Here is a 22,332-nt window from a genome sequence, read left to right on the forward strand (position 1 = left end):
GCCGGTCTCAGCTGCCGAGCCGCTGGTAGCGTCGCACGGACAGCGGGAAGAAAACGGCAAAAATGATCACCGGCCACACCACACCCATGACTATGGCCTGATCCGTCGCCCAGGTCCCGGTGTCCCAGCCGGGGTTGCCGAACAGCCGCCGCACGGCCGTCACCGTCGCCGACAGCGGATTCCACTCGGAGACCGCGGCGAGCCAGCCCGGCATGGTGTCCGGCGAGACGAAGGCGTTCGACAGGAAGCCCAGCGGCCACACCAGAGTCTGTACGGCGGTGACGGCGGCCGGGTCCGTGAAGACCAGCCCCAGGTAGATGCCCACCCACAGCAGGGCGAAGCGCAGCAGCAGGAGCAGGCCGACGGCGGCCAGCGCCCGGCCGAACCCGTCGTTGGCGCGCCAGCCGACGGCCAGACCGCACAGGATCATCACCGCCAGCCCGAGGACCGAGTTGAGCATGTCGGCGATGCTGCGCCCGGTCACCACCGCCGCGGCGGACGTGGGCATCGCCCGGAACCGGTCGGTGACCCCCTTGGCGGCGTCGCTGATCACGGCCAGCATCGTCACCTCGATGCCGAAGACCATCGTCATCGCGAACATGCCCGGCACCAGGAACTCGCGGTAGCCGCCCCCGCCGGGAACCTGCATCGCCCCGCCGAACAGGTACCCGAACATCAGCACCATCATGATCGGGAAGAGCAGCCCGATGACGACGGGGGCGGGGTTGCGGGCCCAGTGGGCCAGCGAACGGCCGGTCAGCACCCAGGAGTCGGACAGGGCCCAGCGGACGCCGCCCGTACCGGCCTCGGACTGCGGGACTGCGGTGGTCACACCGTCACCTCTTCCTTCTTCTCTTCCTTCTCGGTCCTGTCCGTGCCGGTGAGGTGCAGGAAGACCTCGTCCAGGGTGGGGCGGCGCAGGGCGATGTCCTCGGCCACGACACCCGCCTCGCCGAGCGCGCGCACGATCTGAGACAGCGCGGCCACCCGGTCCCGGACCGGGGCGCCCACGCGCCGGTTCTCGGCGTCGGTGTCCGGGGCCAGGCCGGTGATCCGGGCCAGCACATCGGCCGCGGCGGCCAGTTCACCGCTGTGGCGGACCGTGACGTCGATCCGGTCGCCGCCGATCTGCGACTTCAGCTCGTCGGGGGTGCCCTCGGCGATCAGCCGGCCGCCCGCGCCGCCGGGGGAGGCGATCACCGAGATCCGGTCGGCGAGCTGGTCCGCCTCGTCCAGGTACTGCGTGGTCAGCAGGACCGTGGTGCCGTCCTCGACCAGCGAACGCACCGCGGCCCACACCTCGTTGCGGCTGCGCGGGTCCAGGCCCGTCGTCGGCTCGTCGAGGAACAGCACCCGCGGCGCGAGAATGAGACTGGCCGCGAGGTCCAGCCGCCGTCGCATACCGCCCGAGTAGTCCTTGACCTGCTTCGACCCCGTGTCGGCGAGCCCGAACTGCTCCAGCAGCGCGTCCGCGCGCACCCCGGCCGCCCGCTTGCCCAGGTGGTACAGCCGGCCGAACATCACCAGGTTCTGACGGCCGCTGAGCACCTCGTCGACCGCGGCGTTCTGGCCGAGCAGCCCGATCCGCGCCCGCACCTTCGCGCTGTCGCGGACCACGTCGAAGCCGGCCACCTCGGCGCGGCCCTCGTCCAGCCGGGCCAGCGTGGACAGGATGCGGACCGCGGTCGTCTTGCCGGCGCCGTTGTGGCCGAGCAGCCCGTGCACCGTGCCCTCGGGCACCCGCAGTCCGAACCCGCTCAGGGCCGGGGCGTCGCCGTACCGCTTGCACACGTTCTCGGCGAGGATCGCGTACTCGGATCCCGTCGATGGCCTTGCCATGGGTGTCCCTTCCGGTGGGTCGGCGGCAGTCCGAGCAGTGTCGATGCCACCGCTCGGTCCCCCTTCGAGTCCGGCTCGAGCCGCGCGCGCAAGCGTGCGTGTGTATGTCTGCGTCAGCCCGTTTACGTCAGCCCGTTTCACCGGCCCGGAGGAACACGTGGTCACCTTCATCAACCGGTTCACGGTCACCGGTCCGGCCGAGGAGTTCGAGCGGCTCTTCGACGACACCTCGGCCTTCTTCCGTGACCGCCCCGGATTCCTGCGCCACCGTCTGCTGCGCCACACCGAACAGCCGGGCGCGTACGTCAACATCGCCGAATGGGCGGACGCCGAGGCCTTCCGCGCGGCGGTCACCCACCCGGACTTCGCCCCGCACGCGGAGGCGCTGCGGGCGCTGAGCACGAGCGAGCCGAACCTGTACGCGCCGGTGCTGGAACGCAAGGCGACGACGAGCAGCTGAGCGCTGCGTCGTACGGAACGAGGCCTCAGCGGGCCGCTCGTACGGACAACGGGTGGTGGAACACGCCCCGCGGGTCCCACTTCGCCTTGACCGTCTGGAGGCGGCGGTAGTTGTCGCCGAAGTACAGCCGGTGCCAGGGGACACCGGAGGTGTTCCACTTGGGGTCGGCCATGTCGACGTCGGGGAAGTTGATGAAGCAGCCCTCGTTGCGGTCGTCCGGGACCGGGACCCCGCCGGTGGTGCGGTAGACGCCCGCGTAGAGGCGGCGCAGCCAGTCCACGTTCGCCGCGTCCTGGGCCGGGTCCTGCCAGGTGTTCATGAACAGGGCCTTCATCACCGAGTCGCGCTGGGCCGAAGCCGTCGCCGTCGGGGCGACGGTGTTGACCCTGCCGCCGTACGACTGGATGGACACCGAACTGGACTCGTTGGTGTGGTCCGTGCTGCCCAGACGGTCGTACAGGACGTCGATCTGGGCGTTGGTGAACGCCCTGCGCAGATAGGACGACTTGATCTTCTGCCGGCCGGTCTCCGCGTCCTGCGCCGTCGCCAGCGCCTCCACCGACGCCAGCCACGGCAGCGTCTGAGGAGGTGCCACGTACGCCTCCACGCCCACTCCGGCGCTGATCGCGGCTATGTGGTCGTCCAGCAGCCGCTGCGCGTCGGGCAGCGTCGCGTCCAGGTGGGTGAAGGCGATCGCGCTCAGGCCCTGGTCGTTCTGGCCCTGGTGACCCAGCAGGACGAGGCCGCTGAACAGGCCCGTGTACGGCGAGCGGGGGCCGCTGTTGCGCTCGTGCCAGCGGCCGTGGTTGCCCACCAGCGTGCGGAACGCGCTCCTGGTCATGCCCTCGCGCGGGAACATCACGTTGGAGGTGAGCACGCTGCCGTGCGGGCGCGGCAGAGCAGTCCCGGGGTCGGTGCCCCGGGCCGAGGGCGAGCGGAACCAGTAGCGGGTGACGACACCGAAGTTGCCGCCGCCCGCCCCCGTGTGGGCCCACCACAGGTCCCGGTTCGGGTCGTGTGCCTCGCGCGTGGCGATCACCGGGCGGACCCGGCCGGCGGCGTCCACGACGACCACCTCCACGGCCAGCAGGTGGTCGCTGGAGATGCCCTCGCGGCGGGACAGGGCGCCGTAGCCGCCGCCCTGCACATGGCCGCCGAAGGCGACCGTCGCGCTGGCACCGCCCGGGACGGTCACTCCCCAGCCGTAGTAGAGGGCCCGGTACACGTCCATGAGGCGGGCGCCCGCCCCGATCTCGAAGGCGCCGCGCGCCGCGTCCCAGCGGACGGTGTCCATCGCGCCGAGGTCGATGACCCGGCGGACCGACGCGTCGCCCACGAAGTTCTCGTAGCAGTGGCCGCCGCTGCGCACCGCGATGCGCTTGCCGTCGCGTACGGCCTCGCGCACCGCCCGCACCACCTGCTCGGTGGTCGTCGCCAGCACGAAGGACTCGGGGCGGGCGGAGAACCTCTTGTTGCTGCCGCGTACGGCGAGGTCCTCGTAGCGCGGGTCCGCCGGGTCGACCACGACGGGCTCGGATCCGGCCGCGGCGGCGGCCGGCTTCGCCGTGATGCCGGCCGTGGCGGTCGCCGCGGTCGCGGCGAGCGTTCCCGCCACGAAACTTCTGCGGTTGGGAGCAGTCATCTCACGCACCCGCGCTCAGACGCCGGCGCGCTCGGACAGCGCCCGGTTGATCAGTTCCAGGTACGCGCGCGGAGTCTCGGCCTCGTCGACGGCCTCCTCGTCCAGGAGCACCTCGAAGTCCCGCTCGATGCGCCCGGTCGTCTGGAGCACGGCCAGCGAGTCGTAGCCGAGTTCGGAGAACGGGAGGTCCAGGATCTCCCCGTCCAGGTCCACGCCCTCCTCCTCGCCGGCGCACTCGCGCAACAGGGTCTTCAGATCGTTGAGTTCGAGCCGGTTCACGGATACCTCTTCCTTCGGTGTTCCCTCGGTGTTCCTTCGGTACGGGTGACGGCGACCGTGGCTACGCGCGGACCACGGCGGCGGCGTTGAAGCCCCCGCGGCCGCGTGCCAGCACCAGTGCCGTCCGCAGTTCGACGTCTCGGCGCGGTGTGCCCGTCACCAGGTCCAGGGGGCAGTCCTCGGCGGGGCGCTGCGTACCGGTCGTGGGCGGGATCACCTGGTCGCGGAGCGAGAGCAGAGCGGCGGCCAGGTCCAGGGAGGCGCCACCGGCGGCGAGCCGGCCCGTCATGCTCTTCGGGGCGGTCACCGGGACGCCGTACGCCCCGAACAGCCCGCCGAGCGCCTCGGCCTCGATACGGTCGGCATCCCGCTCGCCGGCCCCGTCGGCGAACACCACGTCGACCTGGTCGGCGCGGACACCGGCGTCGGCCAGGGCCAGTTCGGCCGCGGCACCCAGCCGGGAACCGCCGCCCGTCTGCGGGGCCGGGTCGAAGGTGGACGCGTATCCGGCGACCGTGCCGTACGTCCGGGCGCCGCGGGCGCGGGCCGAGTCGGCGGCCTCCAGGATCAGCAGGGCGCCGCCCTCACCGGGGACGTAGCCGCTCGCGTCCGCCGAGAAGGGGAGGAAGGCGCGGTCGGGGTCGTCGCTGACGCTGATCCGGCCCTCGGCCAGGTGTGCGGCCCAGCCCCACGGGCACAGCGCGGAGTCGACCGCGCCCGTGACGACGACCGAGGCGCCCTTGCGCAGCTGGCGCCGGGCCTGTCCCACGGCGTCCAGACCGCCCGCCTGCTCGGACACCAGCACTCCGCTGGCGCCGCGCAGCCCGTGGCGGATGGAGATCTGACCGGTGTTCACCGCGTAGAACCAGGCGAAGGACTGGTACGCGCTGACATGCTGGCTGCCCTTGCTCCACAGGGCCTGCAACTCGCGCTGGCCGAACTCGAAGCCGCCCGCGGAGGACGCGGTGACCGCGCCCGCCGCGTAGTCGGGCAGCTCGGCCGGGTCGAGGCCGGCGTCTTGCAGTGCCTCCTCGGCGGCCACCAGCGACAGCCGGGTCACCTGGTCGGTCTGCGACAGCAGGCGGCTCGGCACATGGTCCTCGGCGACGAAGCCGGGCACCTCACCTGCGAACCGGGCCGGATAGCGGGAGGCGTCGAAGCGGGTCAGCGGACCGATACCGCTCTCGCCGCGCAGCACCGCCGCCCACCAGGCCTCGGTGCCCAGCCCGTTGGGGGCGGCGACGCCGATGCCGGTGACCACGGCGTGGGTGCTGCGGACCGCCGGGGCGGCGCCCGGGGGCGCCGGGGCGGGGGAGGCGGGACGTTCGAGGAGGGACGTGCCGGTCATGCGCTCACTCCCAGGTGCGGACGGGTCAGGACCATGGCGCTCTGGAAACCGCCGAACCCGCTGCCCACGGTGAGCACGGTGTCGGTCACCTGCTCGCGGGCCACCAGCGGTGTGTAGTCCAGGTCGCAGGCGGGGTCGGGTTCGTGCAGATTGGCCGTCGGCGGTACGACGTCGTGCTCGATGGCCAGCGCGCTGGCGGCCACCTCCAGGGAGCCGATCGCGCCGAGCGAGTGCCCGATCATCGACTTGATGGAGCTGATGGGCACTTCGTGGGCCCGCTCGCCCAGACTGCGCTTGAACGCGGTCGTCTCGTGCCGGTCGTTCTGCTTGGTGCCCGAGCCGTGGGCGTTGACGTAGTCGACGGCGTCGGGGCCGAGCCGGGCCTCGTCGAGGGCGGCGGTGATGGCCTCGGCCATCTCCCGGCCGTCCGTGCGCAGGCCCGTCATGTGGTAGGCGTTGCTGCGGCTGGCGAAGCCGGCGATCTCGGCGTACACATGCGCGCCGCGGCGGCGGGCGTGCTCCAGCTCCTCGACGACCAGGACGGCCGAACCCTCGCCGAGCACGAACCCGTTCCGGGTCCGGTCGAAGGGCCGCGAGGCGCTCTCCGGCTCGTCGTTGCGGGAGGTGGTGGCCTTGATCGCGTCGAAGCAGGCCAGCGTGATGGGGGAGATCGGTGCCTCGGTGGCGCCGGTGACCATGACGTCGGCGCTGCCCTCGCGGATCAGCTCGACCGCGTGGCCGACGGAGTCCAGGCCCGAGGTGCAGCCCGTGGACACGAGCGAGACCGGCCCCTGGGCGCCGACGGTGTGGGCGACCTCGGCGGCCAGCGAGCTGGGCACGAAGTAGTCGAACAGATGGGACACGGCCCGGGTGTGGTCGACCAGCCAGTGGGCGCCGCTGTCGCTGACCTCCGCGTACTCCGCGTCCAGGCCGGAGGTGCAGCCGACGGCGCTGCCGAGTGTGACCCCGGTGCGCAGCGGGTCGAGCTGCCCGCCCAGTCCGCTGTCGGCCAGTGCCTCGCGGGCGCTGACCACCGCGAACTGCGCGGCGCGGTCGAGCCGTTCGGTCTCCGCGACGGTGAACCCGTGCGCGGCGGCGTCGAAGTCCACCTCCGCGGCGATGCGTGAACGGAACCGGGCCGGGTCGAGCAGGGTGATGCCACGGGTGGCCGTGCGACCCGCGGTGAGCTGCGACCAGTACTCCTTGGCTCCCACTCCACCCGGGGCGACCACTCCGATTCCGGTGATCACGACCCTTCTCATCGGCTGTCCCTCACAGTTGTCCTCCAGGTGTCACGACGGCGGCGCGAATCGTCGCCCAGCCGACAAACACGAGCCCCACGTCGACGGTCCGAGCGTCGCCGACGTACCTGGAGAACGGCTTGAACACGACGCAGGCTGCTCAGCGCCTACGTGGTCTCCGGCAGCCGGGCGACCAGCGCGTCGAAGTGGCGCACCAACGCCTCCTGACGGCGGCACAGTTCGTCGATGTGCCGCTGGAGGCGGGCGATCTCGCTGCCGAGTTCGAGGGTGTCGGTCAGCGTCGTCGGCCCGGCGGACAGGCCGGGGCCCGTGGGGGCGGAGAGGTCGGGGGCGTGGTTGAGGATCGCCTCCAGGCGCCCGCGCAGGACCGGGCCCGGCTCGATTCCGAGGGCCTCCACGAGGCGGCGGCGGGCGCGCTCGTAGACGCCCAGGGCCTCGGCCTGACGGCCGCTGCGGTAGAGGGCGACCATCAGCAGGTCGTAGAACCGCTCGCGCAGCGGATGGTCCGACGTCAGCTTCTCCAGCTCGCCGGTGATCTCGCCGTGCTGGGCGCAGCGCAGGCACGCGTCGTAGAGGGTCTCCACCGCCGTCAGCCGGTTCTCTTCGAGACGGTTCGCCTCGCTGGTGCACAGCGGTCCGTCGCGGCTGTCCTGGAGGGCCGGACCGCGCCACAACGCCAGGGCTCGGCGCAGCAGTTGGGCCGCATAGTCGGGGTCGGTGGCGACCGCGGCCCGGCCTTTGGCGGACAGCCGGGCAAAGCGCTGGACGTCGGTGGTGGCGCGGCCCAGGCTCAGCAGATAGCCGGTCGGCAGGGTGGTGATCCACTCGTGGCCGGGGACGGGCACGGCGCTCTCCGGCAGCAGCCGGCGCAGCCGGGCCACATGTGCCTGCAACGCGTTCGCCGCGTTCGACGGGGGACTGCCGCCCCACAGCTCCTCGGTGAGCTGGTCCACGGACAGCGGCCGGCCGGCGTGCAGCACCAGCGCGGACAACAGGACACGCTGCTTGGCGCCCGGCGGCACGATGTCCGCCCCCGCCCCACCGTCCCGGATCTCCACCGGCCCCAACAGCCGGAACTCGGTCTCCTCACGGGCACTTGAAAGCCCCCCACCCCGCCCGACCACGGTCAAGGCGGCCCCACCCTGCACGGTCATCGCGACACCACCTCCTTTTGTGTTGCCGGGTGGTGTGGGCCGGCGCTGTTCCATGGTGACTCCGTCGCTGGTCGGTGGGCGGCGGCCAGGGGGCGTGGGTGCGGGTGTCGTGATCCGGTCGGGTTCGGCCATCGCGACGGCTGCGGGGTGGGGCGGTCGTCTTCCGGACGATAGCCACCCGAAGCGGGCGGCGGCCGTCCGCGCGAGCCCGGCTCCAGCATTCGTACAAGTGCTCTCTAGTGAGCTGGTCCCAGGTCGAACGGCCGCGTGTGGAAGGTCGCTTGAACGCGGCTGGAGATACCGACGGGTGTCACGAGAACGGGGCTAGCGTGCTGCACGGCCGACGGCTTTGAGCCAACGAGTGGAATCACACACTCAACCGGTACGGGGAGGAAACTGTGGAGATACAGGTTCTGGGTCCGTTGAGCGCTCATGTCAACGGAGTCTCGATCGTTCCGACTGCGGGCAAGCCGAGGCAGATCCTCGCTCTGCTCGCCTTCTACCCGGGCAGGGTCATGCCTGTGCCCACCCTCATGGAGGAGATCTGGGGAACCAACATGCCCCAGAGCGCGATGACCACCATGCAGACGTACATCCTGCAACTGCGCCGCCGCCTCGGCACCGCCATGGGGCCCGACGCCCCCGGCACCGCCAAGGAGGTGCTGGCCACCCGGCACGGCGGCTACCTGCTCCAGGTCCCGCCCGAGTGCGTCGACGTACAGCGCTACGAGCAGTTGGTGACGGCCGGTCAGGCCGCCTTCGAGGAGGGCGAGGACGCCAACGCGGCGGGCCTCTTCGGGGACGCGCTGTCCATGTGGCAGGGTCCCGCGCTCGTCGACGTACGCGTCGGACCGATCCTGGAGATCGAGGTCATGCGACTGGAGGAGAGCCGCCTGGTCACCGTCGAGCGCCGCATCGACTCCGACCTCCGGCTCGGCCGGCACACCGAACTCATCGCCGAGCTCACCGATCTGATCGCCCGTCACCCGCAGCACGAGGGCCTGCACTCGCAGGCCATGGTGGCGCTCTACCGCTCCGGCCGGCAGGCCACGGCGCTGGACGTCTACCGGCGGCTGCGCAAGCGGCTCATCGAGGACCTCGGCGTGGAGCCCTCGCCGCAGCTTCAGCGGCTGCACCAGGCGATGCTCACCGTCGACCCGGCGCTGGACGTGGTGTGCGGGCCGCGCCCCACCTCCACCTTCAATCTGTACGCGGTCTGAGCCCGAGCCTGCCTCGAGGACCCGGCGCGACCCTCGTGGGGCGCGGGAGCCGCCATGGCTCCGCCACCAGCGCCGTGGGGTCTCCCGCGACCTGATCCGCCGGACAGGCCCGGGCGCGACGAGAAGAGGGACGGCCGATGTCCGACGAACAGCCGGTGCTGCTCCACTGCTTCGCGCACGCCGGAGCCGGCGTCTCGTCGTTCCACGGCTGGCCCGCGGACCTCGGCACCGGCGTCTCGCCCGTGCCGCACCTGCTCCCCGGCCGTGACAGCCGGCGCCGCGAACCCCGGGTGACGGGACGCGAGGCGCTGCTGGCCGACCTGATGGACGACTTCCGGCCCGCGCCGCACACGCCGTACGTGCTGTACGGGCACAGCCTCGGCGCGCTGGTCGCCTACACGCTCACCCGGGCCCTGCACGAGGCCGGGCTGCCCGGCCCGGCGCTGCTCGCCGTGGGAGCCTGTCCGCCGCCCGACGCCGCCTCCCGACTGGCGGACGCCTGCCGGGATTCCGACGAGCAGCTGCTGCGGCTGCTCGACACCGCGGGTGGCCTGCCCGAGGGCGCCGCCCCCGGCGGTTTCTGGTACCGGTCCGTGATGCCGGTGCTGCGCGCCGATCTGGCCCTCGCCGACGCCCTGCGCCGCGCCGCCCGCACCCCGGTCGCGCGCGGCCCGCTGACGGTACCGGTGCTGGCCGTCGCCGGCGCCGACGATCCACTGGTGCACCCCGCCGAACTGGCGGACTGGCGGCGCTGGACCGCGGGGCCGCTGCTCGCCCGCACACTCCCCGGCGACCACTTCTTCGTCCGCGGCCCCGAACTGCCGCGGCTGCTCGGGCGGGCCTGCCGAGTCGTACGGCGACTGAGTGCTCCGCTGGTGGTGCGGTGAGTTGGCTGCGGGTGCGTCGTGGCTGGTCGCGCCCGCGCGGCGGAGCCGCATATCAGATGCGGCCCCGCGCCCCTTCGGGGGCGCCGCCGAACCGCACACCACAGGAGGACTGGCATGAAGGTGCCCGAGATGGGCCGGGTCAACGAACTGAGCACCGACGTCTGTGTGGTCGGCGCGGGCCCCGCCGGGCTCGCGCTCACCCTGATGCTGCTGCGCTCCGGTGTCCGCGTCGCCCTGCTGGAGCGCTCCTCCGGGCTGCGCCGTGACTTCCACGGCGAGATCCTCCAGCCCGGCGGCCAGCGCATCCTCGGTGAACTGGGCGTCCTCGACGGCGCCCGGGCCCGCGGCGCCCGCGCGCTGAACGGCTTCCAGGTCCTCCAGGACGAACGGCTGCTGCTCGACGTCGACTACCGGCGCCTGACACCGCCGTACGACTGTCTGCTCGCCCTGCCCCAGCGCCATCTGCTGCATGAACTCCTCGCCGCCTGCCATGCCCTGCCCGGCTTCACCCTGCTGGAGGGCTACCGGCTCAATGCGCTGCTGCGCGACGGCGACCGGGTCACCGGGGCCGTGGCGCAGCACGGGAACGGGCACACGGCGATGGTGCGGGCACACGTCGTGGCCGGCGCCGACGGCCGGTACTCCCGGACCCGGAAGCTGGCCGGCATCGACGCCGGACGGACCGAGGCGTTCGACCAGGACGTGGTGTGGTTCGCCATGCCCGCGCCGGGCGGGGCCACCGGGCAGGTACGGGTCCACCGCACCGAGCGCGGCGCCCTCCTCGTCCACGACACCCACCCCGACCGGCTGCGCATCGGCTGGACCCTGCCGCACCGGACCTGGAACCGGGTCGCGGCCCAGGGGATCGACGTGATCCGGCGGGAACTGACCGACGCGCTCCCGCAGTTCGCGGAACTGTTCCGTGAGCATCCGCCCGCCCTGGCGGACCTGAAGCTGCTCGACGTGTTCGCCGCCCAGGCCGAGGAATGGGTGCGCGACGGGCTGATGCTCGTCGGTGACAGCGCCCACACGCACGGGCCGATCGGCGCCCAGGGCATCAACCTCGCCCTCCAGGACGCGGCCGCCGCCCATCCCGTCCTGCTCGACGCCGTCCACGCGGGCGACGCGAGCCGGACCCGGCTGCTCCCCTACGAGCTGCGGCGCAGGCCCGCGGCCGCCGCCGTGCACCGGATGCAGCGGCTTCAGGCCAAGGCGCTGCTCGGCCGCGGCGGACCCGTCACCACCCGGTTGCGCGCCCGCGCCGCCGCCGTGGTCACCCGCACCCGGCTCGGCGAGCGCATCACCCGCAGGATCGCGTACGGCGCCGACCCGGTCAGCGTGCGCACCGACCTGTTCGTGCTCAGCGGGGCAAGTGAGGGGACACGGTCCGGCGTTCGCGGGTGAGCGGGGTGCGGGGTGCGGGGCCCCAGGGTGCAGAACGGATCCAGCACGCTTCGAACATTCCTCAAGCGGTCCGACGGAACGTGAATCCGTCGAGCGGTGTGCGCGCCGCCCACCGAGAACCGGAGGAGAACCGTGCCGAAGCTCACGTACCCCGAGTTCCCGGTGGACGGCCTGCTGCGCACGGCCGCCGAGCGCGACCCGGACGGCCTCGCCGTCCGCACCGCCGGCGCCGCCCTCTCCTTCCGTGAACTCGACGCCCGGGCCGACCGGATCGCCGTGTTCGTGCAGCAACTGACCGACGGTCGGCCGGGCGCGCGGATCGGCGTCGCCAACGTCCTCGCCCCGGCCTTCGCCGCCGGCTACTACGGCGTACTGCGCGGCGGGGCCACGGTCGTTCTGGTCAACCCGCTGATCGGCGAGGACGGACTGCGGCACGTCTTCGCCGCGTCCGGGGCCGAGATCGCGCTCGTGCCCGCCGCGACGGCCGGACTGCTGGCCAAGATGCGGGACACGCTGCCCGCGCTGCACACCATCGTGGTGACCGACGCGCCCGACGCCGTGGTGCCCCCCGGCTGCGTGCCCCTGCACACCGCCCTGGACGGCATGCCGGACACCCCCGAACCGGTCCACGCCGACCGCGACGCCGTCGCCTGCGTGCAGTTCACCACCGGCACCACCGGCCGCCCCAAGGGCGTACTGCTCACCCATCGCAACGTGGTCGCCAACGCCCGGCAGACCTCCCTCGCCCACCGCCTGGGCCGCGACTCGGTGACCGTCAACCATCTGCCGCTGTACCACGTCATGCACCTCAACTCGGCGCTCGACGCGGGCGCCTGCCAGGTGCTGTGCCAGGACCCCGACCCGCTTCTCTCGCTGGCCGTGGCCGCCGGCACCGGCGCCACCCACTACTACGGGCTGCCCGCACGGCTGCACCGGCTGGCCGCCGACGGACGCCTCGCCGCGACCGAGCGTGCCGCGCGCGGCGGGCCCGCGCTCACGGCCGTGCTCTCCGGCGGCTCCGGACTGCGCCGGGAAGCCGCCCGCACCCTGCGCGACCTGCTCGGCGTCCCCGTCGTCCAGGGCTACGGCATGGCCGAACTCTCCCCGCTCACCCACTGCCAGCAGCCCGACCGCTACCGGCCCGGCGCGGTCGGCGCCCCGGTGCCCGGAACCGAGTGCAGGCTCGTCGACCTCACCACCCGCCGCCCGGTCGACGTCTGGTCCAGCGGTGAGGTGCAGGTCAAGGGCCCCCAGCTGATGGCCGGTTACCTCGGCGAGAAGTCCTGCGCGCGCATCGACGCCGACGGCTGGTTCTCCACCGGGGACGTCGGATACGTCGACGACGACGGGGCCTTGTGGCTGGTCGACCGGATCGACGACATCTTCAAGTACGACAACGAGATCGTCTCGCCCAGCCGTGTCGAAGGGATCCTCGCCGCCGACCCGAGGGTCGCCGACTGCGTGGTCGCCGGCTGGCCCGACGAGGAACACGGCGGCCTCGTCTGGGCGGGCGTCGTCCTGCGCGAGGACCACGAGGGCCACGAGGACCGCGAGGACCGCGAGGACCACGACACCTCCGGCCGCCCCCACCGGATCCTCGACGTCCTCGACTCGGTCACGGCACGGGCCAACGAACAGCTCGCCCACTTCGAGCGGATCCGTCTCACCGAAGCCCTGGACGCCGTGGAGCGCACCCCCACCGGCAAGCCGGCCCGGCGCCTGATCCGGCAACGGCTCATCCAGCGGGCCGCGTCCTGACCCGGACGCCCGCACCCGCACGCACGAACCCGCACCCGCACGTCCGCACATCCGATTCCCCCAGGATCTCAGGAGAAGACCATGGTGACCTTCGTCAACAAGCTGACCGTCCACGGCGACCTCGACACCTTCCTCGCCGTCAAGGGCAGGCTCACCTCCTACATGGCCGCCCAGCCCGGATACGTCAGCCACCAGACCCTCCGTCACGCGGGCGCGCCCAACGTCTTCCTCGAGCTGGCCGTGTGGCAGGACGCCGCCGCCCACCAGCAGGCCGTACGCAGCGAGGAGTTCCAGTCGCTGGTCAAGGGCCTGGGCCCGCTGGCCACGCCCGACCCGGGTCTGTACGAGACGGTCGAGGAGAGCGCGTGATGCATCACCTCGACCGGCCGCAAGCAGTCGTCGTCGGCGCGGGTCCCGTCGGGCTGACCGCCGCCCATGAACTCGCCCGCAGGGGAGTGCGGGTGCGGCTGGTCGACGCCGCCCCCGGGCCCGCGCGCACCAGCCGGGCCGTGGCCGTGCACCCCCGCACCCTGGAGACGTTCGCGCAGTTGGGCGTCGTCGACGCGCTGCTCGCCCGGGGACGGCGCAACCGCGCCTTCACCATGTACTCCGGCGGACACCGGCTGGTGCGCCTGGAGGCCGACTACTCGACGATGCCGACCTCGTACCCGTACACGCTCATCGTCTCGCAGACCGACACCGAGGCCGTGCTGCGCGAGGCCGTGGCCCGGCTCGGCGTCGAGATCGAGTGGGGCGTGAGGCTGACCGGCTTCGAGCAGGACACGGACGGTGTGAGCGTCCGCCTGCGCGACGCCGACGGCTACGAGGAGAGCACCCGCACCTCATGGCTGGTCGGCTGCGACGGCGGGCACAGCACCGTGCGCAAGCTGCTCGGGCTGGAACTGACCGGCGAGACCAGCGAGACCTGGATGCTCGCGGATGCGCCCGTCGTCACCGACCTGCCGCCCGACACCATCTACTGGACCCACACCGGCGGCCACGCCCTGATGATGGTGCCCTACGCCCGTGACGGGCACTGGCGTCTCCTCGACACCGCGCCCGCACCCGACGGCGGCGCCGCACAGCTGGGGGCCCGGCTGTCCAAGGGGCTCGGCCGCGAGGTGGAGGTCGGCGAGCCCGAGTGGACGTCCGTGTTCACCTTCCAGCAGCGGATGGTGCAACGCATGCACGACGGCCGGGTCTTCGTGGCCGGCGACGCCGCGCACGTGCACAGCCCCGCCTCCGGACAGGGGATGAACACCGGCGTCCAGGAGGCGTACAACCTCGCCTGGAAACTCGCCCAGGTCGACCAGGGCAACGCCGGGCACGGCCTGCTCGACACCTACAGCGAGGAACGCGTACCGATCGGCGAGGCCCTCCTCGGCTCCACCCGCACCGCCACCTTCCTCGTCCAGCTGAAGAACCTCCTCGCCTCGGCCGCGCTGCCCGTCGTGTTCTCCGTCGTGCGCACCGTGCCGGCGCTGCGCCGCGCCATCCAGCGCAAGGTCCTCGGCGGCATGTCCGGCCTGCGCATCGGGTACGGCGACTCGTCCCTGACCAGCGTCGAGTCCTACCACTACGTCGTCGGTGCCGGACCCGTCGTGATGTCCGGGACCGTGCTGACACCCGGCCCCTGCCCCGGCCGGCGGATCACCGAGGCCCAGGTGCACGATCCCCGGTCACCGGGCTGCCGTGCGCTGCACGACGAACTGCGCGACCCGCGCTGGACGTTGCTGCTCGCCGAGGGCGGCACCGGACCCGGGGACACGCCCGTCGGCGTCGCCGTCACCGCCGCCGTCCAGTACGGCGAGTGGCTGTCCGTGCGGACCGTGGGCGGCGAGGACGCCGACGGGCCCGCCCCGCTCGCCGACCCCGACGCCCGGCTGCGTACCGCGCTCGGTCTCGGCCCGGGCTGCTGGGTGCTGGTCCGCCCGGACGGCTATGTCGCCGCGCGGGGCAGCCAGTTGACCCGCTCCGTCCTGGACGGGGCGTTCGCCCCGCTGGGACTTTCGGACCCGCTCGCCCGGGAGGCCCGGCGCGAACCGGCGCCCGACCTGCCCACCCCTGTCCCCCGCCCGAAGGAGCACTGATCATGACCGGTGAGCGTGTGCACCGCACCTCGCACTCGGCCGAGGTGGACGCCCCGGCCGGGGTCGTGTACGGGTTGATCACGGACGCGGTGCGGTGGCCGCTGTTCTTCCCGGAGAACGTGCACGTGGAGCGGCTGGAGTTCGACGGCACGAACGAGCGGCTGCGGATGTGGGCGACGGCGGGCCGCAGGGTCAGGTCGTGGATCTCGGAGCGGACCCAGGACCCGAGGACGCGGTGCGTCGAGTTCCACCAGACGCATCCGCAGCTGCCGGTGACGAAGATGCACGGCACGTGGATCGTCGAGGAGCGGCCCGACGGGACCAGTGCGCTGACGCTGCTGCACGACTTCTCGGTGCTCGGGGACAGCGCGGGTGAACTGTCCTGGGTGGAGCAGGTCCTGGAGCTCAACTCCCGGGCCGAGCTGGCGAGTCTGAAGTCGCTCGCGGAGCGCTGGCGGCGGTTCGACGAGCTGGTGCTGTCCTTCGAGGACACGGTCCGTATCGATGCGCCCGCCGAGCCGGTGTACGAGTTCCTCTACCGGGTCGGTGACTGGCCCGAGCGCGTTCCGCATGTGCAGCGGCTGGAACTGACGGAGGACATCCCCGGGGTGCAGATCATGGCGATGGACACCCTCACCGCGGACGGCGCGACGCACACCACCGAGTCCGTGCGGATCTGTTTCCCGCACGCCGGCCGCATCGTCTACAAGCAGACCACCACCCCGGCGCTCATGGAGGCGCACACCGGCGAGTGGAACGTCGTGTCCGACGAGCACGGGGTGACCGCCGTCGCCCAGCACAGCGTGGTGCTGCGCGAGGACGCCGTGGAGCGGGTGCTGGGGCCCGGCGCCGACCTCGCGCGGGCCCGCCGCCACGTCCGCGAGGCGCTGGGGCGCAATTCCACCGCCACGCTCCATCTGGCCCGCAAGTACGCGGAGTCCGTGACGCAGATCCGGTGAACGGACGGCCGTTCAAAGGCTGAGTTCCGCGCCCCCGGGGTGTCCAGCGCAGCTCCGGTTCGGCTCTAGGCGGCGCGCCGAGAGTTGGCAGACGACGGACACCTCGAAAAGGGCACGGGGCAGCAGCAGTGGGCGCTCGACCCTTTCCGGACGGCCGACACCTCAAGGAGAGGCATGAGCCCCAAGATCACCACCGCGGAGAAGAACGACGAGGCGGCACTCCAGCCGTCCGAGCCGGTCCTGTGGCATCTGGCCCTGCTCAGCGGGGACGACGGCACCACTCTCGATGCGGGACTCGCCGGCCTCAAGGCCCGTTTCGCCCAGGCCCCCGAGCTGGAACGGGTACCGGTGCGCATCCGTACCGTGGGCAACGCCGAGGGCGACCACCGCGGCGCCGTGCTCGCCGGCGACGGGGTCGCCACGGAGATCGGCGCCCAGGAGGCCGGCCGCGCCGCGCCCGTCGCCTTCATGTTCCCCGGACTGGGCGACCACTACCTGGACATGGGCCGCGACCTGTACCGCGACTTCCCCGTCTTCCGCACCGCCGTCGACGACTGTGCCGAAGCCCTCGCCCCCGAACTGGGCCTGGACATACGCGAGATCGTCTTCCCGGACCCGGCACCCGGCCACTCCGCTGAGGCCTCCCCGGCCATCGACCTGCGGCGCATGCTCGGCCGCGACAACGGCCCGCAGAACGAGAACGAGCGCCGGCTGAACGCCACCCGTCTGGCCCAGCCGGCGCTCTTCGTCATCGAGTACGCGCTCGCCCGCCTCTGGGAGTCCTGGGGCGCCCGCCCCTCCGTCATGATCGGCTACAGCCTCGGCGAATACGTCGCGGCCACCCTCGCCGGCGTGCTCGGCCTTCAGGACGCCCTGACCCTGGTCGCCCGCCGCGCCGCGCTCATCGACGGCCTGCCCAAGGGCGCCATGCTCGCCGTCATGCTCCCCGAGGAGCAGCTGACGGACCTGCTCGGCGAGAACGTCTCGCTGTCCGCCGTCAACGGTCCGGAGTTCTGCGTGGTCGCGGGCACCGTCACCGCCGTGGAGGCGCTGGAGCGCACGCTCGCCGACCGGGGCGTCATCTGCCGCCGTGTGCAGTCCACGCACGCCTTCCACTCCTCGATGATGGAGCCCATCGCCAACCAGGTCACCGCGCTCGCGCGCACCCTCACCCTGAACCCGCCGGCCATCCCCTACATCTCCAACGTCACCGGCGAGCCCATCACCGACGAGCAGGCCACCGACCCCGCGTACTGGGCCCGCCACCTGGTCAGCACCGTGCGCTTCGCGAGCGGGCTGCGTCACCTCGGGGCCGTCCCGCTGCTGCTGGAGGCCGGCCCCGGCCAGACCCTCAGCAGCATGGCCACCGTCGTTCGCGGTGCCGATGCGGGCACCGTCGTCGCCTCCATGCGCCACCCGCTGGAGCGCCAGTCCGACTCAGCCGTCGCCCTCAAGGCGCTCGGCCGGCTGTGGCTCGCGGGTGCCGACATCGACTGGACCGGCTTCCCGGCCGGCGAGCTGGACATCGTCGCCGACGCCGCCGCCACGGCTGCCATGAACGCCGACGGTCAGCACGCACCCAGCGCCACTGAGCAGGAGCTCGCCGGCCTGTGGGCCAAGCTGCTGAAGAACGAGCAACTGCCGCACGACGTCAGCTTCTTCGAGCTCGGCGGCAATTCGCTGCTGGCCACCCGGCTGTCGCTGCGCATCAAGCGCGCCTTCGGCGTCGAGCTGACGCTGCGCCAGATCTACGAGTGGTCCACCCTCACCCGCATGGCCGCCGCCGTCGACACGCTGCGCTCCGGCGGGGAACTGGACGCCACGGCCGAGGGCTCCTCGCACACCGGCAACTCCCTGGCCCGCTTCCAGCTGCCCAACGGCCTCACGGTCTGGCACCAGAACGAGGCGGAGACCCGGCACTTCTACGAGGACATCTTCGATCACCGCACCTACGCCAAGCACGGCATCTCGATCCCCGACGGCGGCACCGTCTTCGACGTCGGCGGCAACATCGGCCTGTTCACGCTCTTTTCGCACTACGAGGCCGAGAACGTACGGGTCTTCACCTTCGAGCCAGCGCCGCCCATGTTCGAGCTGCTGAGCCGCAACGTCGCCGAGCACGGTGTCAACGCCACCCTGTTCAACATCGGCGCCTCCGACACCGAGGCACAGGCGAACTTCACCTTCTACCCGCGCAGCTCCGGCATGTCCTCCTTCCACCCCGACGAGGCGGAGGAGAAGCACAACCTGCGCACCATCATCGCCAACCAGCAGAAGACCGACGCCGACGCCGAGGTCGCTCAGCTGGTCTCCTCCGAGGACCTGCTCGACGTCCGTTTCGAGGCCGTCGAGTTCACCGCCACCTTGCGCCCGCTCAGCGCGGTCATCCGCGAGCAGGGCGTCGAGCGCATCGACCTCATCAAGATCGACGTGCAGAAGAGCGAGCGCCAGGTCATCGACGGCATCGCCGACGAGGACTGGCCCAAGATCCAGCAGATGGTGCTGGAGGCGCACGACGCGGACGGCGAGGTCGCCCGACTCGTCCAGCTGCTGCAGGGCCATGGCTTCACGGTGACCGCAGAGCAGGACGAGCTGTACGTCGGCACGGACATCCACAACATCTACGCCGTACGCGGCGCACGCTAACGGAGTCGTACGCGATGGAATTCACGACCGTAGGAGTCGTCGGCGCGGGTGTCATGGGCGTCGGCGTCGCACAGAACCTGGCGCAGACCGGCCACCGGGTGGTCCTGGTCGACATCTCCGACGAGGTCCTCGAGAACGCGCGCCGCGAACTGCGCACCGGCCTGCGCGCCTACGCCCTGTTCAACAAGGGCGCCGGGGTCGACGTGGCCGAGGTCTTCGACAAGATCGAGTTCACCACGGACTACGAACTGCTCGCCAAGGCCGACTTCGTGGTGGAGAACGTCACCGAGGACTGGGACATCAAGAAGCAGGTGTACGAGCGGATCGACCGCATCGTGCGCCCCGAGGTGGTGTTCGCCGTCAACACCTCCGCGATCTCCATCACCCGGGTCGGCTCGGTCACCTCGCGCCCCGAGCGGGTCGTCGGCATGCACTTCATGAACCCGGTGCCGATGAAGCCGATGGTCGAGGTGATCCGCGGCCACCACACCACGCCCGAGACCCTCGACACCGCCCGCCGTTTCCTCGCCGGGTTGGGCAAGGACTGCGTCGTCGTCGAGGACGTGCCGGGCTTCGTCTCCAACCGGGTGCTGATGCTCACCATCAACGAGGCCGTATTTCTCGTGCAGGACGGGGTGGCGCCCGCGGCCGACGTCGACCGGATCTTCAAGACCTGCTTCGACCACAAGATGGGCCCGCTGGAGACCGCCGACCTGATCGGCCTGGACACCATCCTCAAGTCCGTCGAGGTGCTCTACGAGAGCTTCAACGACGGCAAATACCGGCCGGCCCCACTGCTGAAGAAGATGGTCGCCGCCGGCCTGCTCGGGCGAAAGAGCGGCGAGGGCTTCCACAAGTACCGCTGACGCCCCCTCCCCACTTCTGCCATCACAACAGGACGGATGACGACATGAGTACGGACAATGGGGCCCGGATCGCGGAGTACCTCTCCCGCTTCTTCCCGGTGCAGGATCTCAAGGACGACGACGACATCTTCGAACTCGGCTTCGTCAGCTCGATGTTCGCGATGCAGCTGGTCTCCTTCGTCGAGCACGAATTCGGCATCACCGTCGAGAACGAGGACCTGGAGCTGGAGTACTTCCGCTCCATCAGCGCCCTCGACGCGTTCGTCACCCGCAAGCTGTCCGCCCCGGCCGCAGTGTAGCGACGAGCGGACGACACGACGATGACCGGAGCGCTCACCGCGCAGCAGGAGCAGGCCGGCAAGGGGTTCCGGGCCTTCGCCGACCGTCACCTGGCCCCGCACGCCGACGCCTGGCACCGCGCCCAGCGGACGCCGCCCGAGACGGTCCGACTGCTCGCCGACGAAGGTCTGCTGGGGCTGTACGTGCCGCGCGAGTACGGCGGCGGAGGCTGCGACGCGGTCACCCTCGGCCTGCTCGCCGGCGAACTGGGCCGCGCCTGCTCCTCGGTGCGCAGCCTGCTGACCGTGCACTCGATGGTGGCGCACACCGTCGCCCGCTGGGGCAGCCGCGAGCTGAAGCAGAACTGGCTGCCGCGGCTGGCCCGCGGTGAGCGCATCGCCGCGCTGGCCGTGTCGGAGCCGGAAGCAGGCAGCGACGCGGCCGGCGTGACCACCCGTGTGGTGCGCGACGGAGACGACTACGTGATCGACGGCCACAAGAAGTGGATCACCTACGGCGAGAGCGCCGACGTCTTCCTCGTCGTCGGCCGCAGCGAGGAGGGCCCGACCGCTCTGCTGGTGGAGCGGGACACCCCGGGCCTGAGCACCGAGCTGATCGAGGACATGATCGGCATCCGCGCCTCGATGACCGCGCACGTCCGCCTCGACGGCTGCCGGGTCCCGGCCGGGAACCTGCTCGCCCGCCCCGGCCTCGGCGTCTCGCACGTCGTTGGCGCCGCCCTGGACCTCGGCCGCTACACCGTCGGCTGGGGCTGTGTCGGCATCCTCGACGCCGCCCTGGAGGCGAGCGTCGACTACGCGGGCCGGCGCGAGCAGTTCGGCACCCTCATCAAGGAACACCAGCTGGTGCGCCGGCTGATCAGCGACATGTACACAGGCGCCCGGGCGGCCCGGCTGCTGTGCCTGGAGGCCGGACGGCTGCGCGACCTGCGTGACCCCGGCGCCCTGGCCGCCGCCTCCACCGCGAAGTACTTCGCCGCGACCGCCGCCGGGAAGGCCGCCGCCGACGCCGTGCAGATCCACGGCGCCAACGGCTGCAGCTCCGACTATCCCGTCCAGCGTCTCCTCGGCGACTCCCGCGTGATGGAGATCATCGAGGGCAGCGCGCAGCTCCATCAAGTGGGCCTGGCCGAGTACGCGTTCCAGGAACGAGCACCGAGGAGTGAGCGATGACCGCCACCGTCAAACCCGTCAAGACCGTCAAATGCGTGGTCTGGGACCTCGACAACACCGTGTGGGACGGCGTGCTGCTGGAGGACGGCGACGTACGGCTGCGGCCGGAGGTCGTCGAGGTGCTCCGCACCCTCGACGAGCGCGGCATCCTGCACTCCGTCGCCAGCCGCAACGACCACGACGCGGCGATGGCGAAACTCGAGGAGTTCGGGATCGCCGAGTACTTCCTGTACCCGCAGATCAACTGGGGCAACAAGTCCCAGTCGGTCAAGGCCATCGCCGAGGCGATCAACATCGGCGTCGACACCCTCGCCTTCGTCGACGACCAGCCCTTCGAACGCGACGAGGTGTCCTTCGCGCACACCGACGTGCTGTGCGTCGACGCCGTCGACGCCGCGAGCCTTCCCGAACTGCCGCAGATGCAGCCGCGCTTCGTCACCGACGACTCCCGCGAGCGCCGCCACCTCTACCGCGCCGACGCCCGGCGCAAGCAGGCCGAGGACTCCCACGACGGCACCAACGACGAGTTCCTCGCCGCCCTGCGGATGCGCTTCGTCATCGCACCCGCCCGGGAGCGGGACCTGCAGCGCGCGGAGGAACTCACCGTCCGTACCAACCAGCTCAACGCCACCGGCTACACCTACTCCTACGAGGAGCTGGACGCCTTCCGTCGCTCGCCCGACCACGAACTGCTGGTCGCCGGCCTCGAGGACCGCTACGGCAGCTACGGCCGGATCGGCCTCGCCCTCGTCGAACGCGGCGCCGGCGTGTGGACGGTCAAGCTGCTGCTGATGTCGTGCCGGGTGATGTCCCGCGGCGTCGGCTCCGTCCTGCTGAGCCATCTCATGCGCGAGGCCCACGCCGCCGGCGTACGGCTGCGCGCGGAGTTCGTCCCCACCGACCGCAACCGGACCATGTACGTCACCTACCGCTTCGCCGGTTTCCGCGAGGCCGGCACCGAGGGCGGCGTGACCCTGCTGGAGCACGACGGCGCACGGCTGCCGGAGTTCCCGCCCTACATGGACGTCACCATCGAGCGCTGACCG

At 71.8% G+C, this 22,332-nt stretch carries 20 protein-coding genes; 13 read left to right on the forward strand and 7 right to left on the reverse strand.

The genetic code is table 11. From position 1 onward, the window contains the following. Positions 1-7: 7 nt before the first annotated feature. Positions 8-832 carry an ABC transporter permease gene (locus ACIHFB_RS43600; RefSeq protein WP_365287585.1) on the reverse strand — a complete coding sequence of 275 codons (825 nt, stop codon included), beginning with the start codon at positions 830-832 and terminating at the stop codon, positions 8-10. Further along, positions 829-1,839, reverse strand: coding sequence for an ATP-binding cassette domain-containing protein (locus ACIHFB_RS43605; RefSeq protein WP_365287583.1), 1,011 nt, complete (start codon positions 1,837-1,839; stop codon positions 829-831). The genes ACIHFB_RS43600 and ACIHFB_RS43605 overlap by 4 nt, the downstream gene beginning before the upstream one ends. A gap of 157 nt (positions 1,840-1,996) precedes the next feature. On the opposite strand from ACIHFB_RS43605, the gene ACIHFB_RS43610 reads away from it, so the two are divergent. Then, positions 1,997-2,299, forward strand: coding sequence for an antibiotic biosynthesis monooxygenase family protein (locus ACIHFB_RS43610; protein WP_365287581.1), 303 nt, complete (start codon positions 1,997-1,999; stop codon positions 2,297-2,299). A 25-nt stretch (positions 2,300-2,324) separates the two neighbouring features. On the opposite strand, the gene ACIHFB_RS43615 is transcribed toward ACIHFB_RS43610, so the two are convergent. The 5 genes from ACIHFB_RS43615 to ACIHFB_RS43635 form a co-directional block, all read right to left on the reverse strand. Beyond that, entirely contained in the window at positions 2,325-3,941 is a 1,617-nt protein-coding gene (locus ACIHFB_RS43615) for an FAD-binding protein (RefSeq protein ID WP_365287579.1), read from the reverse strand. Between the two features lie 15 nt (positions 3,942-3,956). Beyond that, positions 3,957-4,220 carry an acyl carrier protein gene (locus tag ACIHFB_RS43620; RefSeq protein ID WP_365287577.1) on the reverse strand — a complete coding sequence of 88 codons (264 nt, stop codon included), beginning with the start codon at positions 4,218-4,220 and terminating at the stop codon, positions 3,957-3,959. A gap of 61 nt (positions 4,221-4,281) precedes the next feature. Then, positions 4,282-5,568 carry a ketosynthase chain-length factor gene (locus ACIHFB_RS43625; RefSeq protein ID WP_365287575.1) on the reverse strand — a complete coding sequence of 429 codons (1,287 nt, stop codon included), beginning with the start codon at positions 5,566-5,568 and terminating at the stop codon, positions 4,282-4,284. Next, on the reverse strand, positions 5,565-6,830 hold the full coding sequence (locus ACIHFB_RS43630; protein WP_365287573.1) for a beta-ketoacyl-[acyl-carrier-protein] synthase family protein: 1,266 nt from the start codon (positions 6,828-6,830) through the stop codon (positions 5,565-5,567). The genes ACIHFB_RS43625 and ACIHFB_RS43630 overlap by 4 nt, the downstream gene beginning before the upstream one ends. A gap of 146 nt (positions 6,831-6,976) precedes the next feature. Then, positions 6,977-7,984 (reverse strand): AfsR/SARP family transcriptional regulator, encoded by a 1,008-nt coding sequence (locus ACIHFB_RS43635; protein WP_365287571.1) that lies wholly within the window; start codon positions 7,982-7,984, stop codon positions 6,977-6,979. A 398-nt stretch (positions 7,985-8,382) separates the two neighbouring features. Between ACIHFB_RS43635 and ACIHFB_RS43640 the strand changes: the two genes are divergently transcribed. From ACIHFB_RS43640 to ACIHFB_RS43695, 12 genes are all read left to right on the forward strand, one after another. After that, a complete protein-coding gene (locus tag ACIHFB_RS43640) occupies positions 8,383-9,204 on the forward strand; it encodes an AfsR/SARP family transcriptional regulator (protein ID WP_365287569.1) in 822 nt (273 codons plus the stop codon). A 137-nt stretch (positions 9,205-9,341) separates the two neighbouring features. Then, positions 9,342-10,091: a thioesterase domain-containing protein gene (locus ACIHFB_RS43645; protein WP_365287567.1), complete on the forward strand. Its 750-nt coding sequence runs from the start codon at positions 9,342-9,344 to the stop codon at positions 10,089-10,091. A gap of 114 nt (positions 10,092-10,205) precedes the next feature. Beyond that, a complete protein-coding gene (locus ACIHFB_RS43650; RefSeq protein ID WP_365287565.1) occupies positions 10,206-11,495 on the forward strand; it encodes an FAD-dependent monooxygenase in 1,290 nt (429 codons plus the stop codon). Between the two features lie 132 nt (positions 11,496-11,627). Next, entirely contained in the window at positions 11,628-13,253 is a 1,626-nt protein-coding gene (locus ACIHFB_RS43655) for an AMP-binding protein (protein ID WP_400129767.1), read from the forward strand. Between the two features lie 81 nt (positions 13,254-13,334). Next, positions 13,335-13,622 carry an antibiotic biosynthesis monooxygenase family protein gene (locus ACIHFB_RS43660; protein ID WP_365287561.1) on the forward strand — a complete coding sequence of 96 codons (288 nt, stop codon included), beginning with the start codon at positions 13,335-13,337 and terminating at the stop codon, positions 13,620-13,622. Continuing rightward, entirely contained in the window at positions 13,622-15,343 is a 1,722-nt protein-coding gene (locus ACIHFB_RS43665; RefSeq protein WP_365287653.1) for an FAD-dependent oxidoreductase, read from the forward strand. The genes ACIHFB_RS43660 and ACIHFB_RS43665 overlap by 1 nt, the downstream gene beginning before the upstream one ends. A 2-nt stretch (positions 15,344-15,345) precedes the next feature. Then, entirely contained in the window at positions 15,346-16,302 is a 957-nt protein-coding gene (locus ACIHFB_RS43670; RefSeq protein WP_365287559.1) for an aromatase/cyclase, read from the forward strand. A gap of 174 nt (positions 16,303-16,476) precedes the next feature. Next, positions 16,477-18,948: an FkbM family methyltransferase gene (locus ACIHFB_RS43675; RefSeq protein WP_365287557.1), complete on the forward strand. Its 2,472-nt coding sequence runs from the start codon at positions 16,477-16,479 to the stop codon at positions 18,946-18,948. A 14-nt stretch (positions 18,949-18,962) separates the two neighbouring features. After that, a complete protein-coding gene (locus tag ACIHFB_RS43680; RefSeq protein ID WP_365287555.1) occupies positions 18,963-19,814 on the forward strand; it encodes a 3-hydroxyacyl-CoA dehydrogenase NAD-binding domain-containing protein in 852 nt (283 codons plus the stop codon). 44 nt (positions 19,815-19,858) lie between these two features. Further along, positions 19,859-20,113, forward strand: a complete 255-nt coding sequence (locus ACIHFB_RS43685) for a phosphopantetheine-binding protein (protein ID WP_365287553.1) — start codon at positions 19,859-19,861, stop codon at positions 20,111-20,113. A 21-nt stretch (positions 20,114-20,134) separates the two neighbouring features. Continuing rightward, positions 20,135-21,286, forward strand: coding sequence for an acyl-CoA dehydrogenase family protein (locus tag ACIHFB_RS43690; RefSeq protein ID WP_365287551.1), 1,152 nt, complete (start codon positions 20,135-20,137; stop codon positions 21,284-21,286). Continuing rightward, positions 21,283-22,329 (forward strand): HAD-IIIC family phosphatase, encoded by a 1,047-nt coding sequence (locus ACIHFB_RS43695; RefSeq protein WP_365287549.1) that lies wholly within the window; start codon positions 21,283-21,285, stop codon positions 22,327-22,329. Before ACIHFB_RS43690 ends, ACIHFB_RS43695 begins: the two co-directional genes overlap by 4 nt. Positions 22,330-22,332 lie beyond the last annotated feature (3 nt).

The organism is Streptomyces sp. NPDC051963, assembly GCF_044593495.1.
Lineage (GTDB): Bacteria > Actinomycetota > Actinomycetes > Streptomycetales > Streptomycetaceae > Streptomyces.

What these genes read in the sequence shown, in the direction of transcription:
- ACIHFB_RS43605 (WP_365287583.1), bottom strand. Translation starts at nt 1,839, where the DNA reads ATGGCAAGGCCATCGACGGGATCCGAGTACGCGATCCTCGCCGAGAAC.
- ACIHFB_RS43695 (WP_365287549.1), top strand. Translation starts at nt 21,283, where the DNA reads ATGACCGCCACCGTCAAACCCGTCAAGACCGTCAAATGCGTGGTCTGG.
- ACIHFB_RS43645 (WP_365287567.1), top strand. Translation starts at nt 9,342, where the DNA reads ATGTCCGACGAACAGCCGGTGCTGCTCCACTGCTTCGCGCACGCCGGA.
- ACIHFB_RS43625 (WP_365287575.1), bottom strand. Translation starts at nt 5,568, where the DNA reads ATGACCGGCACGTCCCTCCTCGAACGTCCCGCCTCCCCCGCCCCGGCG.
- ACIHFB_RS43690 (WP_365287551.1), top strand. Translation starts at nt 20,135, where the DNA reads ATGACCGGAGCGCTCACCGCGCAGCAGGAGCAGGCCGGCAAGGGGTTC.
- ACIHFB_RS43675 (WP_365287557.1), top strand. Translation starts at nt 16,477, where the DNA reads ATGAGCCCCAAGATCACCACCGCGGAGAAGAACGACGAGGCGGCACTC.
- ACIHFB_RS43685 (WP_365287553.1), top strand. Translation starts at nt 19,859, where the DNA reads ATGAGTACGGACAATGGGGCCCGGATCGCGGAGTACCTCTCCCGCTTC.
- ACIHFB_RS43615 (WP_365287579.1), bottom strand. Translation starts at nt 3,941, where the DNA reads ATGACTGCTCCCAACCGCAGAAGTTTCGTGGCGGGAACGCTCGCCGCG.
- ACIHFB_RS43680 (WP_365287555.1), top strand. Translation starts at nt 18,963, where the DNA reads ATGGAATTCACGACCGTAGGAGTCGTCGGCGCGGGTGTCATGGGCGTC.
- ACIHFB_RS43630 (WP_365287573.1), bottom strand. Translation starts at nt 6,830, where the DNA reads ATGAGAAGGGTCGTGATCACCGGAATCGGAGTGGTCGCCCCGGGTGGA.
- ACIHFB_RS43670 (WP_365287559.1), top strand. Translation starts at nt 15,346, where the DNA reads ATGACCGGTGAGCGTGTGCACCGCACCTCGCACTCGGCCGAGGTGGAC.
- ACIHFB_RS43665 (WP_365287653.1), top strand. Translation starts at nt 13,622, where the DNA reads ATGCATCACCTCGACCGGCCGCAAGCAGTCGTCGTCGGCGCGGGTCCC.
- ACIHFB_RS43660 (WP_365287561.1), top strand. Translation starts at nt 13,335, where the DNA reads ATGGTGACCTTCGTCAACAAGCTGACCGTCCACGGCGACCTCGACACC.
- ACIHFB_RS43635 (WP_365287571.1), bottom strand. Translation starts at nt 7,984, where the DNA reads ATGACCGTGCAGGGTGGGGCCGCCTTGACCGTGGTCGGGCGGGGTGGG.
- ACIHFB_RS43650 (WP_365287565.1), top strand. Translation starts at nt 10,206, where the DNA reads ATGAAGGTGCCCGAGATGGGCCGGGTCAACGAACTGAGCACCGACGTC.